Raw genomic sequence first — 14,500 nt, forward strand, 5'->3', positions numbered from 1 at the left:
ACGCCTGCGCCACGGTTGCTCAGCCCAGCAACGCCACCGACTTGATCTGCGCCCATAGGGTTTGTCCGGGGTGCAACCCGAGTTGGTCCGCCGAGTAACGCGTGATGCGTGCCAGCAGGGCATTGCCAGTGGCGTCCAGGCTCACCAGCACATGGGCCGGGTTGTCGGCCGGGCGGCACTCGCGCACGGTGACCGGCAGCCGGTTGAGAATGCTGGAGGCGTTGTCCTGGGCCAGGGTGAGGCTGACATCGCGGGCCTGTACCTTGACCCGCAGGCTGCTGCCGATGGCTTGCGGCGGGTGAGCGATGCGCAGTGGCGGGCCACTCTCGCCGGGCAGGCGCAGGTCGAGCAGCTCGTAGTGCGGGTCGTGGCCGGCGACTGTGCAGGCGATGACCACGCCAGCATCCTCGCTTTGGGCGAGCGGCAGGTCCAGGCGCGCCAGGGTTTCGCCGATCGGCCCGCTGGCCATCGCCAGGCCCTGCTCCAACAACACCAGGTGATCGGCCAGTCGCGCCACTTCGTCCTGGGCGTGGCTGACGTACAGCAGCGGGATGTCCAGTTCGTCGTGCAGGCGCTCCAGGTATGGCAGGATTTCGCGCTTGCGTGGGCCATCGAGCGCTGCCAGGGGCTCGTCCATCAGCAGCAGGCGCGGGCTGCTCAGCAGGGCCCGGGCGATGCCGACTCGCTGCGCCTCGCCACCGGAAAGCGTGGCCGGGCGACGGTCGAGCAGGTGGCCGATCCCCAGCAGTGCGCAGGCCTGGTCAAGGTTGACCTTGCGCTCGCTGGTCGTGATCCGTCGCCAGCCGAACTCCAGGTTGCCGCGTACCGACAAGTGCGGGAACAGGCTGGCCTCCTGGAACACATAGCCCACTGGGCGTTGGTGCGGCGCGATGAAGTGGCCACGGGCGCTGTCTTCCCAGACCTCGCCGTTGATTTCGATGTAGGCCTCGGCGGCCCGCTCCAGGCCCGCCAGGCAGCGCAGGCAGGAGGTCTTGCCGGAGCCGGAGTGGCCGAACAGCGCGCTTATTCCGCGCCCAGGCAGGCGCAGGTCGACGTCCAGGGTGAAGTCGTCGCGCCGCAGTTTCAGCCGCGCCTGTATCGATGCAGTCATTTCAGCTCCAGCCTGCCTTGCCACGGCGGCCAGCATAGAGCATCAGCAGCACCAGGAAAGAGAACACCAGCATGGCACCGGCCAGCCAGTGCGCTTGCGGATAGGCCATGGCCTCGACGTGATCGAAGATCTGCACCGAGACCACGCGGGTCTTGTCGGGAATGTTGCCACCGATCATCAGCACCACGCCGAACTCGCCCACGGTGTGGGCGAAGCCGAGGATGCTGGCGGTGACGAAACCGGGTCGGGCCAGTGGCAACACCACATGGATGAACGTGTCCCACGGGCTGGCGCGCAGGGTCGCGGCCACCTCCAGCGGGCGCTGGCCAATGGCGCCGAAGGCGTTTTGCAGGGGCTGCACCACGAACGGCATGGAGTACACCACCGAGCCGATCACCAGCCCGGCGAAGCTGAATACCACGCTGCCCAGGCCCAAGGCCTGGGTGGCTTGGCCGATCCAGCCGTGGGGGCCCAGGGCGATCAGCAGGTAGAAGCCGATCACCGTCGGTGGCAGCACCAGGGGCAGCGCCACCACCGCGCCGATCGGCCCGCGCAACCACGAACGGGTGCGCGCCAGCCACCAGGCGATGGGTGTGCCCACCACCAGCAGGATCAGCGTGGTCAGGCTGGCCAGCTTGATCGTCAGCCAGACCGCGCCGAAGTCACTGGCGTCGAGCGGCATCAGAGTTCATAGCCGTAGGACTTGATCACCGCAGCGGCCTTCGGGCCCTTGAGGTAGTCGACCAGGGCCTTGGCCGCCGGGTTGTCCTTGCCCTTGTTGAGGATCACCGCGTCCTGGCGAATCGGGTCGTGCAGGTTGGCCGGAACGATCCACGCCGAACCTTCGCTGACCTTGCCGTCCTTGTAGATCTGCGAGAGGGCGACGAAGCCGAGCTCGGCATTGCCGGTGGAGACGAACTGGAACGCCTGGGTGATGTTCTGGCCTTCGACCAGTTTGCCTTTGGTGGCTTCGGTCAACTTGAGCTTGTCCAGCACCTGGGTGGCGGCCAGGCCGTAAGGCGCGGTTTTCGGGTTGGCGATGGACAGGTGCTGGAACTCGTTCTTCTTCAGCACGTCGCCGTTGGCGTCGACGTAACCGGGCTTGGACGACCACAGGGCCAGGGTGCCGATGGCGTAGGTGAAGCGCGAGCCTGCGACGATTTCCTTCTCCTGCTCGAGCTTTGCCGGAGTGCTGTCGTCGGCGGCGAGGAACACTTCGAACGGTGCGCCGTTCTTGATTTGTGCGTAGAACTGGCCGGTGGCGCCGAAGGCGGCGACCAGCTTGTGGCCGGTGTCTTTCTCGAAGTCCTTGGCGATGGCCTGGATTGGCGCTGTAAAGTTGGCGGCGACGGCCACCTGGACCTCGTCGGCCCAGGCGCTGTTGAGGGAAATCAGGCTGGCGAGGGCGCTGGCGGCCAGGTGAGACAAGCGGATACGCATGGGAAGGCTCCGAGGGTGGTTATCGTTATGTCTCGGACTATATAGCGATAAGCCGTCCGTCGGGAAGGGGCGTATTCGGGGAGAATCGGTTGTGCTGGCCGACGCTATCTCGGGGCAAGCCAGCTACAGGTACAGCACCGTTTTCGAGGGTGGTGCTGCGCCTGAGCGGGCTTGCCCCGCGACAGCGCACGCTCAGCCACCCCCCATCCGCGCCAGTGCCCCGCTGGCAATCTCCCGGGTCAACGCCCCCGCGTCCATCGCCCGTCCCAGTCGCAACCCCTGGCCGGCCCACAGGTTGCTGAACGCACTGCTGCCTCGTGGCTCACTGATTGCCCGGAGTGGCACCAGCGCACCCCCAGCCCGCGGAAACCGCGGCGCCAGCTCGCTCATTGGCCCCAGTTCACGCATCAACCGATTGTTGATGCCACGTGCCGGGCGCCCCGTGAACAGGTTGGTCAGCGCGGTATCGCTGGCCGACGCGCTGTCGAGCGCCTGGCGATGGGCCGGCGAGACCTTGGCCTGCGGGCTGAATAGGTAGGCGGTGCCGATTTGCACTGCCGAGGCGCCCAGCGCCAAGGCCGCGACGAGCCCGCGTGCATCGCCAATCCCACCGGCGGCAATCACCGGTAGGCGGATCGCATCGGCTATCTGCGGCACCAGGGCAAAGGTGCCGATCTGCGTGGTGAGGTTGTCGCTGAGGAACATGCCACGATGACCGCCGGCCTCATAGCCCATGGCGATGATCGCATCGCACCCGCGCTGCTCCAGCCAGATGGCCTCCTCGACCGTGGTGGCACTGGACAGCACCTTGGCGCCCGTCGTCTTGACCCGTTGCAGCAGGTCGGCGCGCGGCAGGCCGAAATGGAAACTCACGACTTCTGGGCGCAATGCCTCGACCAGTTGGCAGGCCTGCTCGTCGAACGGCGCGCGGTCGGACACCGGCGTCGGTGCGTCGAAGTCCGCGCCCAATTCGGTGTAATAGGTGTGCAGTGCCTGTTTCCAGCACGCGTCACGTTCGACATCGGGCGCTGGCGGCTGGTGGCAGAAGAAGTTCAGGTTCAGCGGCCCTTTGCAGGCAGCGCGGAAGGCGTCGACCTCGGCACGCACCTGGGTGTGGCTGAGCAAGGCACAGGGCAGGGCACCCAGGCCACCAGCGTTGCCGACGGCGATGGCCATGGCCGCGCCGCTGGCACCGGCCATGGGTGCTTGGAGGATGGGCACCCCGATGCCCAGCAGGTCTAGGAGGCGGCGGTCCTGCCAGGTGCGCATGGGCAGCTCCTTGTTGAGGGGTTACAGGGCTTTGCTGACCTGGATGTCGCTGATCTTCTCGGCGTCTTCGCCGTGGATCTTGCGCAGGGCTTCCAGGGCTTGTTCAAGCGAGGCATCGGGCATCTGGGCGAAATCCCAACGGCGTTGGCCATCGAGCTTGTACTTGATCACGTATTTAATGGTCTGGGTCATGCTGGCGGGTTATCCGAGTTTGGGCGAAGAGCGGCGGATGATCTTGATCTTGTGGGTAAAGGCTGGCTTGCGCGTTACCGAGATCGGGCGGGTGGTCACGGTGTCGAGGGTGATGTTCCAGAAACCGGTGCTCGGCACGGTGATCTTCGCCGGAAAGCGCTCGAAGGCGCCGCCGTGGTAAGTGTGGCGGCCGCCGTTCTTGAAGCTGCGGAAGTTGGCGTCGTTCATCAGGCGGATGTTGCAACGCTGGGAGCACTCGATGACGACGATGTCGTCCTCGTTGAGGTGCTCGCGCTGGTGTACGAATTTCATGTGAGGCTCCGCAAAGTCTGGTTTTGCAAACGCGCACGATACCACGATGTCAGGGTAGACTGCCGCGCTAGGCCGCCGGACCAGGGAGAAATCTGCCAAAGCAGGGAGCAAATCCGTCCGGAAGGTGTCAGAGATTTTTTATTGGCAGAGGTGTGTCGAATGAAGTGGGTGATGGCGGCGTTGACCTTGACACTGGGCGGCTGTGTCAGTGTCTCGGAACTGGAACAATCGCGCGAGACCATGGACGTGATTTCCGGCAAGACGCCGCGAGAGTACGCCGATTGTGTCAAGCACAAGCTGGCCGACACCCGTGACTCGCTGACCGAGGAAACGCGAGGCGAAGGCCTGCGCCTGCTGGTGCCGCAGAAAATCACCGCCGGGGCGGGGCCCGCGGCCTTGCTGGATATCGACAAACGCGGCAGCGGCAGCGCCATCAAGGTGCACGAGCGGCTTAACAACTTTCCCCTGCGCCTGGGCGACGTGCGTACCGCTGCTACCCAGTGCATCTCCGGTTCTTGATCTGGCTCAACGAACGCTGAAGTAGGCCGCCAATAGCCTGCTATTGGCCGGTTCGGTCATTGTTGCGGTTTCCGTCCCGCGGCTAGTATCCCTTTCTCTTATGTCTTTTAAGACTAAGCATATAACTAGAGAAATGGAGCTTCCTGATGAAACCGTTGAGTCATGCACTGATCGGCAGCTTGCTGATCCTGGGCGGGCCGTTGGCGCATGCCGCCGAGGGCCAGAAGATCTTCCAGCAGGGCGGGCAGAATCCCGCTGCCATGGCCTGCCTCGGTTGCCACGGCGCGGACGGCAAAGGCATCGCCGCCGCCGGCTTTCCTCGCTTGGCCGGGCTGTCGGCCTCCTACCTGAGCAAGCAACTGCAAGATTTTCGCAATGGCAGCCGCCAGCAGGCAGTGATGGAGCCGCTGGCCAAGGCGCTGAGCGACGAGGAGATCAGCGCCGTTAGTCAGTACCTGGCGGCACTGCCCGCCGACGCTGCCCCTGATCTGCGTCGCCAGCAGGTCGCTGCCGACCCGCTCACCCGTCTGGCCCTGTATGGCGATTGGAGCCGCACCATTCCGGGTTGCGTGCAGTGCCATGGTCCCGGTGGTGGTGGCGTCGGCGAGCACTTCCCGCCCCTGGCCGGGCAACCGGCCGGCTACCTGGTCGCGCAGCTCGACGCCTGGCGTGACGGCAGCCGCCGCAATGATCCCAACCAGTTGATGGTCGGCGTGGCCAAGGCCATGACCGACGATGAGGTCAAGGCGATCGCCGCGTTCTTCGCCAACCCCGCCCAGGAGGTCACCCCATGAGAGCAGCCATGAGTGCAGCCCTGTCGCTTTTGCTTGTCGGTGGTGCCCAGGCGGCTGACATCGCCATGGAAGACCAATCGCAACTGCAGGTTCCCGCCCGCGACGCAGCGCCTCGGTTCAACCCGCCTGCCGAAGACGCGTTGCCGGACAATGCCTTCGGCAAGATGGTCCGTGAGGGGCACGCTTTGTTTGTCGATACCCGGCGGCTGATGCCGGAGGCGGTCGGCAACGGCATGAACTGCAGCAACTGCCACCTGGACCAGGGCCGCCTGGCGCACTCCGCACCGTTGTGGGGCGCATATCCGATGTATCCGGCTTATCGAAAGAAGAACGACAAGGTCAATACCTACGCCGAACGCATCCAGGGTTGCTTCCAGTTCAGCATGAATGGCAAGCCCCCGGCCGCTGACAGCCCACAGATGACGGCATTGAGCGCCTATTCCTACTGGCTTTCGACCAAGGCGCCGACCGGTGTGGAAACCCCGGGGCGTGGCTACCCCGAGGTGGCCCAGCCCTCCGGTGGCCATGACTTCAAGCGTGGCCAGCAGGTGTACCGCGAGCAGTGCGCGATCTGCCATGGCGACAACGGCGAGGGCCAGAAAGTGGCCGGTGAGTACGTCATGCCGCCGTTGTGGGGCAAAGACGCCTACAACTGGGGGGCGGGCATGCACCGGATCAACACCGCCGCATCGTTCATCAAGCACAACATGCCGTTGGGCAAACCCGGCAGCCTCAGCGACCAGCAGGCTTGGGACGTGGCGGCCTGGATCAACCGCCATGAACGGCCACAGGATCCGCGCCTGGTGGAGGGGTCCATCGAGAAGACGCGGGTGAAGTTCCATGCCAACGATGGGGTCAACCTGTATGGGCAGAAGATCGATGGCGTGCTGATCGGGCAGGGGTTGTAGTTGCGCGGGCGGCTTTGCAGCCCTTGCGCCCGCAGGGCCGCGTAGCGGCTTCACTGTCATCGGCGTGTCCCGGCGTTGTCACCGCCCTGCAATCGCCCTCGGGTTGCAATGGCCGTCATCTCATTGAAGGAGCGCGGCCATGGAACTCTGTGTGATCGGGGCGGGTTATGTGGGGCTGGTGACGGCGGCCTGTTTCGCGCAGATGGGCAACCGGGTGGTGTGCCTGGAGCGTGACCCGGCGCGCCTTTCGCAGTTGCGCCAGGGCCAGTGTCCCATCTACGAGCCGGGCCTCGCGCCCTTGTTGCAGGAGGGGCTGCACAGCGGCCAACTGAGCTTCACCGAGCACTGGGCGCAGGCCTTGGCGCGCGCCGAGGTAGTGTTCATCGCTGTGGGTACGCCAAGCCAGGAAGACGGCTCGGCCGACTTGCAACACGTGCTGGCGGTGGCCGACAGCCTCGGCCGCCAGTTGCGCCGTGCGTGCCTGGTGGTGAACAAGTCGACCGTGCCGGTGGGCACCGCCGAGCGGGTGGCTCGGCACATTGCCGCTGGCTTGCGTGAGCGCGGGGCGAAGCTGGCCGTGGAGGTGGCGAGCAACCCTGAATTTCTCAAGGAGGGCACCGCGGTCGAGGATTTCATGCGCCCCGATCGCGTTGTCATCGGCACCGACAGCGAGCATGCCAGCCAGTGCTTGCAGCGACTTTACGCGCCGTTCGTGCGCAACCGCGAGCGGGTGCTGGTGATGGCGCCGCGTGCCGCCGAGTTCAGCAAGTACGCGGCCAACGCCTTCCTCGCCACCAAGATTTCCTTCATCAATGAGCTGGCAGGCCTGTGCGCCCATCTGGAGGTGGACATCGAACAAGTGCGCCGAGGCATCGGTAGCGACAGGCGCATCGGTAGCCACTTCATGTACGCCGGCTGCGGCTATGGCGGCTCGTGCTTTCCCAAGGACGTGCGGGCGTTGATCCACACCGCCGAGCAGCAGGGCTTCCAGCCGGCGATCCTTCAGGCGGTCGAGGCGCGTAATACCGAGCAGAAAACCTGGTTGTTCCGCGCCCTGCAGCAACATTTCGCGGGCTTCATGCGTGGTCGCTGCGTAGCGTTGTGGGGGCTGGCATTCAAGCCCGGCACCGATGACCTGCGCGAGGCGCCGAGCCTGGTGCTGCTGAACGCGCTGCTGGCTGCCGGGGTGCGCGTGCAAGCCTGCGACCCGGCAGCGCTGGCCGGAGTGGCCGTGGCCTACACGCAGGCCGTGGCCACTGGTCAGCTGCGCTTGGTCGAGGACCCTTACGCCTGCGTGGAAGGCGCCGATGCGTTGGTGCTGGTGACCGAATGGAAACCGTTCCGTCAGCCGGATTTTCGCCGCATCCGCGGGCTGATGCGCATGCCGGTGCTGTTCGACGGGCGCAATATTTACGATCCCTCGGAACTTACTACACTGGGTTATCTCTATCATGGCATCGGTCGGTCGCAGGGGGGGCATTGTAAGGTGACCGCCGCCTGATTAGACTGCGCCGAATATCACAGGCCCAGCCCTTGTTTAAGGATGTATATGATCAAGAAATGCTTGTTCCCGGCAGCCGGTTACGGCACCCGCTTCCTGCCCGCTACCAAAGCCATGCCCAAGGAAATGCTGCCGGTGGTGAACAAGCCACTGATCCAGTATGGCGTTGAAGAGGCGCTGGACGCCGGCCTGAGCGAGATCTCCATCGTCACCGGTCGCGGCAAGCGTGCGCTGGAAGACCACTTCGACATCAGCTACGAGCTGGAAAACCAGATCAAGGGCACCGACAAGGAAAAGTACCTGGTCGGCATTCGCCGTCTGCTCGATGAGTGCTCGTTCTCCTACACCCGCCAGACCGAAATGAAAGGCCTGGGCCACGCCATCCTCACCGGCCGCCCGCTGATCGGCGACGAGCCGTTCGCCGTGGTGCTGGCCGATGACCTGTGCGTCAACCCGGAAGGTGACGGCGTACTGACCCAGATGGTCAAGCTGTACAACCAGTTCCGTTGCTCGATCGTCGCCATTCAGGAAGTCGACCCGCAGGAAACCAACAAGTACGGCGTGATCGCTGGCGACATGATCCGCGATGACATCTTCCGGGTGACCAACATGGTCGAGAAGCCCAAGCCGGAAGACGCGCCGTCCAACCTGGCGATCATCGGTCGCTACATCCTGACCCCGGACATCTTCGACATCATCGCCAACACCGAGCCGGGCAAGGGTGGCGAAATCCAGATCACCGACGCCCTCATGCAGCAGGCGCAGAACGGTTGCGTGATCGCCTACAAGTTCAAGGGCAAGCGTTTCGACTGCGGTGGCGCCGAAGGCTACATCGACGCGACCAACTTCTGCTTCGAGAACTACTACAAGACCGGCAAGGCTTACTAAGCCACATACTGCAAGCCATGGGGCGCAAGTAGTACTGTTGTGCTTGCCGCTTGCAGCTCGCCAGAAAAAGAGCCACCCTCGGGTGGCTTTTTTTGTGGAGTCTTGAAAGTGGCCTACGATTTTGATCTGTTCGTGATTGGTGCCGGGTCCGGCGGTGTGCGCGCCGCGCGTTTCGCCGCCGGCTTCGGCGCAAAAGTGGCAGTGGCCGAGAGCCGCTACCTGGGCGGCACCTGCGTCAATGTCGGCTGCGTGCCAAAGAAGCTGCTGGTCTACGGCGCGCACGTTGCCGACGAGCTGGAGCAGGCCGCCGGTTTCGGCTGGACGCTCGAGGAGGGGCATTTCGACTGGGGTACGCTGATCGCCAACAAGAACCGCGAGATCGAGCGCCTCAACGGCATCTATCGCAACCTGCTGGTCAATAGCGGCGTAACCTTGTTGCAAGGCCACGCGCGCATGACCGGTGCCCATGAGGTGGAAGTCGAGGGCCAGCGCTACAGCGCCGCCAACATCCTCATCGCCACCGGCGGCTGGCCGCAGGTACCGGACATCCCCGGCAAGGAGCTGGCGATCACCTCCAACGAGGCGTTCTACCTCAAGGACCTGCCGCGTCGCGTGCTGGTGGTCGGCGGCGGCTACATCGCCGTGGAATTCGCGGGCATTTTCCAGGGCCTGGGCGCAGCGACCACCTTGCTGTACCGCGGCGACTTGTTCCTGCGTGGTTTCGACGGCTCGGTACGTACCCATTTGAAGGAAGAGCTGGAAAAGCGTGGCCTCGACCTGCAGTTCAATGCCGATATCCAGCGCATCGACCGACAAGACGACGGCAGCCTCAAGGCCACCCTCAAAGACGGCCGCGAGCTGATCGCCGACTGCGTGTTCTATGCTACCGGTCGGCGCCCGATGCTCGACGACCTGGGCCTCGAGCACACCGGCGTGGAGCTTGATGAGCGGGGCTACATCCGCGTCGACGAGCTGTACCGCACAACCGAGCCGTCGGTATTCGCCATCGGCGATGTGATCGGCAGGGTACAGTTGACGCCGGTTGCGTTGGCCGAGGGGATGGCGGTGGCGCGGCATCTGTTCAAGCCCGAGCAGTACCGCCCGGTGGACTACCGCAACATTCCGACCGCGGTGTTCAGCCAACCGCCGATCGGCACTGTGGGCCTGACCGAGGAGCAGGCGTTGCAAGCCGGGCACAAGGTGCAGATTTTCGAAAGCCGCTTCCGAGCGATGAAGCTGACCCTTACCGACATCCAGGAAAAGACCCTGATGAAACTGGTGGTGGACGTCGAGTCCGACAAGGTCCTGGGCTGCCACATGGTCGGTCCGGACGCTGGCGAGATCATCCAAGGCTTGGGTATCGCCCTTAAGGCGGGCGCTACCAAGCAGCAGTTCGACGAGACCATCGGCGTGCACCCCACTGCGGCGGAAGAGTTCGTCACGCTGCGCACGCCCACGCGTTGAGTGGCACATGGCCTCTTGACTAGGGTCATGTCTCCTACATTGCCTGTGGGCGTATCCTATGGTGGGTTGCCTTGTTTCTGACAGTAAGTTTCTGACCTCTTTTCAATACTGAGCGGGCGTCGTGCAAGCGGCGCCGGCCATGCCTTACCTGGCTGGCCGATGTTCAGATAACGAAAGGGTGACTTATGACTCCACTGTCCAAAACCTTACGCGCAACGACTGCCTGTTGCCTGTTGATCGGCATGACGACTGCCCAGGCCGATTTCGGCGAAATCAGTTTCAGCGGGCGAGTCCTGGCCCCCACCTGCACGGTCAATGGCGGCGACGGCAACTTGCCGGTCGGTCTGCCCGACGTCAATGCATCATTGTTGTCGCGCCCCGGTGACGTCGCCGGCCTTACCCCGTTCCAGCTCGAACTGAGTAATTGCGCACCGGGTGTCAGTCGTGTGTCGACCTACTTCGAGCCCGGCCCCACCATCAGTCCGGACGGTCGCTTGATCGTGGATGCCGGGGGGAGCCAGAACGTTGAAGTGCAATTGCTCAACAACGCCAATTCGGCCATGGACCTGAGCGCGGCCAAGGGCAATCAGGGTTCGCAGGTCGTGCAGATCGTGGGAGGCAACGCCACCCTGCGCTACTCGGCACAGTACTTCTCCACTGGTCTCACCACGCCTGGCCTGGTCGCCACTCGCGTTCAGTATTCCCTGGATTATCTCTGACCCGCATCAGGCAGCCCACGGAAGGGCTGCTTTGCGCGACACCTTCCGAGCACGATCATGAACCGTTCACTCAATGCCCTATGGCGTGGAGCGTTGCTGGCTGCCTGTCTGACCAGCACGCCAGCCAGCGCAAGCGTCGTCATCGCCACCACCCGTGTGATCTTTCCTGCGCCGGAGACTGAAGTCACCGTCAAGCTGAGCCACGAGGGGCAGCACCCGTCGCTGGTGCAAGCCTGGATCGACGATGGACGCCCTCAGGCGCCCCTGGATACGTTGCAGCTACCGTTCAGCTTGATGCCAGCGTTGTTTCGCCTTGAGCCAGGCAAGGCACAGACACTGAGGCTATTCCATGACGGCGAGGCACTGCCTTCCGACCGGGAAACCCTTTACTGGCTCAATGTCCTCGAAGTACCGCCCAAAGCCTCGGGCAATGCCCTGCAGGTTTCCCTGCGCACGCGTATCAAGCTGCTGTATCGGCCTGTCGGACTGTCGGGCAAGGCTGCTGATGCCCATGGTTTGCTGACTTGGCGCCTGCTGCGCGAAGGCCGGCAGTGGCATGTGCAAGCGCACAACCCCAGCCCCTTTTTCGTCAACTTGGGCAGCTTGAGCTTGCGCCAGGGCGAGCGTTCTTTGGAAGGCACGCCCACTCATTTGCCGCCGCTTTCCAGCACGCGCTTCACGTTCGAGGGGGCGGGCGGTGCCGGTCAACCAGCCTCACAGGTGATTTACACCGTCATCGACGACTATGGCGGAGTGAGCAAGGGCTCGGCAGTGGTGGACCTGTCACGGTAAAAGTGGATGTGGCTTGAGCATCGCACACCAGGTTATCTGCTGGCAGCGTCATGGGTGATTCAGGCTGTGAGCGTCGTTCACGCCGTGGAGTTCGATGCCGGCCTGCTGCGCCAGGGCACTGAGGTCGATCTGGAGCGCTATCAGCGCGAGGCGGCGGTGCCCGAGCACGAGGTTACGCTCGACATTACCTTGAACCAGCATCGAAAGGGGCCGCAGTCCCTCTGGTTGCGACGCCAGGGCGATGCCCGGCAGGCAACGCCTTGCTATAGCGACGCCCTCTTGCAACGGTTGGGCGTGGACGTGCAACGGCTTGACACTGACGTGCGGCAACGACTTGCGGCCCCGCAGGCCTGCCTCGCACTGCATGACCTGCGCCTGGTGGCCACTGAGCAACTGGACTTCAGTGAGTTGCGCCTTGACCTTCAGATCGCCCAGGAGGCCTTGCAGCGGCTGCCGCAGGGTTACCTACCCCCAGAAAGTTGGGACAGTGGCATTCTCGCCGGCTTCGTCGACTACCGTTTCAACCTTTACGAGCAACGGCAGTTGCAGGCTGGCCTGACCACGCGACAGTCCTATCTGGGCCTGCGCAGCGGCTTGAATGCGGGACAATGGTACTGGCGTCACGAGGGTGACTGGCAAGCCTCCGACGGTGCCCGAGCCCGTTATCGACCGGGCGCTACCTGGGTGCGACGGGATGTGCCGATATGGTCGGCGCAGTTGACTGTCGGCGACGGCTACAGCAGCGGCGGCGTGTTCGAAGGCAGCGCCTTCCGTGGCGCCTTGTTGGGCAGTGACGAGCGCATGTTGCCCGAGTCGCTGCGTGGTTTTGCGCCGGTGGTGCGAGGCGTCGCCAATAGCACGGCGCTGTTGAGCGTTCGCCAACGGGGCGTATTGCTGCATGAGTCGACCGTCGCACCTGGCCCGTTCGCGATCGACGACTTGCTTGCCAGCGGCCTGAGCGATGACCTGGAGGTGACCTTGAGAGAGGCCGATGGCAGTGTCCGTACCTTTACCCAGCCCTACCATTCCGCACCCCTGGCTTTGCGCCCAGGGGCCAGCCGTTTTGAAGTGAATGCTGGAGTGTGGCGCGATGAACTGAACGCTGCCGGCCCGGCCTTTGCCCAAGGGAGTTGGCAGCAAGGCCTGGGCAATCATCTGAGCCTTCATGGTGGTGCCTGGGTGGCTGAAGACTACCTGGCCAGTGCCATGGGCTTGGCTCTCAACAGCGACTTCGGCGCCTTGGGCCTGACAGGGTACCAGGCCCGTTCGGCGTTACCCGGGCAAGCGCCCCAGCAGGGCCAGGCCATGCGCCTGAGCTGGCGGACCCGGCTGGGCAGTGCTGACCTGAGCACTCAGGTGAGCCTTAGCGACAGCCCTCGGTACTTGACCTTCGACGAGTTCGCCCGGGCCGAACGAGGCGGGCGCCACCAGCCTTCACGCTGGCGTGTGGGCCTAACCCTCAACCAGTCCCTGCAAGGCCGCGGCGGGCGCTTGAGTTTTGCCGCCAGCAGCAATCGCGCCTGGGCTGCGCAACGCAGCAGCAACAGCTACAACCTGGGCTACTTCAACCATTACGGCGCGCTCAGCTTTGGCCTTGCGTTGCGTCATGAACAGCGCTCTGCGCGTGCGGCACTGAACACCTTCACGTTCACTTTGGGCATGCCATTGGGTGAGCGTCGTCGTGCCTCCATCAGTAGTCAGTATCACCACGACAACCAGGGCCGCAGTAACGCCATGCTGCGTGGGAGTGGTACGGCGGGTGATCGGCAGCAGTGGGGGTATGGTGTGTCTGCGGTCAGGCAGACGGGCGCGCGAAGCACCCATGGCTTCGAAGCGAACCTGCTGCATCGTGCCTTTGGCGGCGAGCTCAGTGGCAGCCTGGCCGGGCGTGAAGGATATCGGCAGTTCTCGTTGGGCGCGCGCGGGGCCTTGGTTGGGCATGGCGGTGGTATCACGTTGGCGCAACCGCTGGGTGAGAGCTTCGCCATCGTCCATGCGCCAGGCGCAGCGAGTGCGGGGGTTCGCCAGCATCCCTACATACGCCTGGATGGTCGAGGCTATGGCGTGGTGCCCACGCTGCAACCCTACCGCCTCAACACGGTCGAGCTCGATCCCAAGGGCATGTCCCGTGATGTCGAGTTGCAGCTCTCTGGCCAGTCACTGGTGCCCCGGGCGGGCGCTGCGTCGCGGTTGTACTTTCCGACCCGTGGCGGTCGCCTGTTGATGTTCGAGGCGCGCATGGACGATGGGCGCCCATTGCCCTTCGGGGCCCTGGTGCAGGATGAATCAGGCAACGAGGTCGGCATGGTGGGGCAGGGCAGTCGCCTGCAGGCGCGTTCTGACCGTGATGAAGGCCAGCTCCAGGTGACGTGGGGGGATGGGCAAGGATGCTGGGTTGCCTACGGCGCAGGGAAATCGGTGACGTGCGGGGCACGCTAGGGAGGTCGATTGTAGGTTTAGAAATCAAAGGATCTATCCAACCGACCGCTTTATAGCCAAAACCAATCAACAGCATGAGCTTTGCCAATGAGCCTTTCTCGGCCTCGTTGGTTAGGATTCTCTTCGTCAAAGCTTTCCAACCCATGAAGGAG

The 14,500-nt window shown here is 64.0% G+C and carries 15 protein-coding genes; 9 read left to right on the plus strand and 6 right to left on the minus strand.

Annotated elements, in window-relative coordinates; all coding sequences use genetic code 11:
- Positions 1 to 19 precede the first annotated feature (19 nt).
- From modC to P0Y43_RS13085, 6 genes are all read right to left on the minus strand, one after another.
- Entirely contained in the window at positions 20 to 1,111 is a 1,092-nt protein-coding gene (gene modC / locus P0Y43_RS13060) for a molybdenum ABC transporter ATP-binding protein (RefSeq protein WP_275637672.1), read from the minus strand.
- 1 nt (position 1,112) lies between these two features.
- Complete coding sequence (gene modB, locus P0Y43_RS13065) at positions 1,113 to 1,793, minus strand: molybdate ABC transporter permease subunit (RefSeq protein WP_275637673.1); 681 nt, start codon at positions 1,791 to 1,793, stop codon at positions 1,113 to 1,115.
- On the minus strand, positions 1,793 to 2,551 hold the full coding sequence (modA, locus tag P0Y43_RS13070; protein ID WP_275637674.1) for a molybdate ABC transporter substrate-binding protein: 759 nt from the start codon (positions 2,549 to 2,551) through the stop codon (positions 1,793 to 1,795). The genes modB and modA overlap by 1 nt, the downstream gene beginning before the upstream one ends.
- A 192-nt stretch (positions 2,552 to 2,743) precedes the next feature.
- A complete protein-coding gene (locus P0Y43_RS13075) occupies positions 2,744 to 3,820 on the minus strand; it encodes an NAD(P)H-dependent flavin oxidoreductase (protein WP_275637675.1) in 1,077 nt (358 codons plus the stop codon).
- Positions 3,821 to 3,841: 21 nt separating this feature from the next.
- On the minus strand, positions 3,842 to 4,012 hold the full coding sequence (locus P0Y43_RS13080; RefSeq protein ID WP_170030435.1) for a hypothetical protein: 171 nt from the start codon (positions 4,010 to 4,012) through the stop codon (positions 3,842 to 3,844).
- A gap of 9 nt (positions 4,013 to 4,021) precedes the next feature.
- Positions 4,022 to 4,324, minus strand: a complete 303-nt coding sequence (locus tag P0Y43_RS13085) for a DUF1883 domain-containing protein (RefSeq protein ID WP_275637676.1) — start codon at positions 4,322 to 4,324, stop codon at positions 4,022 to 4,024.
- Positions 4,325 to 4,483: 159 nt separating this feature from the next.
- Between P0Y43_RS13085 and P0Y43_RS13090 the strand changes: the two genes are divergently transcribed.
- From P0Y43_RS13090 to P0Y43_RS13130, 9 genes are all read left to right on the plus strand, one after another.
- Positions 4,484 to 4,843 (plus strand): hypothetical protein, encoded by a 360-nt coding sequence (locus tag P0Y43_RS13090; protein WP_275637677.1) that lies wholly within the window; start codon positions 4,484 to 4,486, stop codon positions 4,841 to 4,843.
- A 146-nt stretch (positions 4,844 to 4,989) separates the two neighbouring features.
- A complete protein-coding gene (locus tag P0Y43_RS13095; RefSeq protein ID WP_275637678.1) occupies positions 4,990 to 5,637 on the plus strand; it encodes a c-type cytochrome in 648 nt (215 codons plus the stop codon).
- Between the two features lie 8 nt (positions 5,638 to 5,645).
- Positions 5,646 to 6,545: a c-type cytochrome gene (locus P0Y43_RS13100; RefSeq protein WP_430540248.1), complete on the plus strand. Its 900-nt coding sequence runs from the start codon at positions 5,646 to 5,648 to the stop codon at positions 6,543 to 6,545.
- Between the two features lie 139 nt (positions 6,546 to 6,684).
- The gene (locus P0Y43_RS13105) at positions 6,685 to 8,046 is read left to right on the plus strand and encodes a UDP-glucose dehydrogenase family protein (protein ID WP_275637680.1); all 1,362 of its coding nucleotides are present in this window, start codon (positions 6,685 to 6,687) and stop codon (positions 8,044 to 8,046) included.
- A gap of 48 nt (positions 8,047 to 8,094) precedes the next feature.
- On the plus strand, positions 8,095 to 8,934 hold the full coding sequence (gene galU, locus P0Y43_RS13110; protein WP_085590936.1) for a UTP--glucose-1-phosphate uridylyltransferase GalU: 840 nt from the start codon (positions 8,095 to 8,097) through the stop codon (positions 8,932 to 8,934).
- A 108-nt stretch (positions 8,935 to 9,042) separates the two neighbouring features.
- Positions 9,043 to 10,398, plus strand: a complete 1,356-nt coding sequence (gorA, locus tag P0Y43_RS13115; protein ID WP_275637681.1) for a glutathione-disulfide reductase — start codon at positions 9,043 to 9,045, stop codon at positions 10,396 to 10,398.
- A 185-nt stretch (positions 10,399 to 10,583) separates the two neighbouring features.
- Positions 10,584 to 11,117, plus strand: a complete 534-nt coding sequence (locus P0Y43_RS13120) for a fimbrial protein (RefSeq protein WP_275637682.1) — start codon at positions 10,584 to 10,586, stop codon at positions 11,115 to 11,117.
- Between the two features lie 57 nt (positions 11,118 to 11,174).
- Entirely contained in the window at positions 11,175 to 11,909 is a 735-nt protein-coding gene (locus P0Y43_RS13125; RefSeq protein WP_275637683.1) for a fimbrial biogenesis chaperone, read from the plus strand.
- 66 nt (positions 11,910 to 11,975) lie between these two features.
- Entirely contained in the window at positions 11,976 to 14,348 is a 2,373-nt protein-coding gene (locus P0Y43_RS13130; protein ID WP_275637684.1) for a fimbria/pilus outer membrane usher protein, read from the plus strand.
- Positions 14,349 to 14,500 lie beyond the last annotated feature (152 nt).

The sequence above is a fragment of the Pseudomonas entomophila genome (assembly GCF_029193575.1).
Taxonomy (GTDB): domain Bacteria; phylum Pseudomonadota; class Gammaproteobacteria; order Pseudomonadales; family Pseudomonadaceae; genus Aquipseudomonas; species Aquipseudomonas entomophila_G.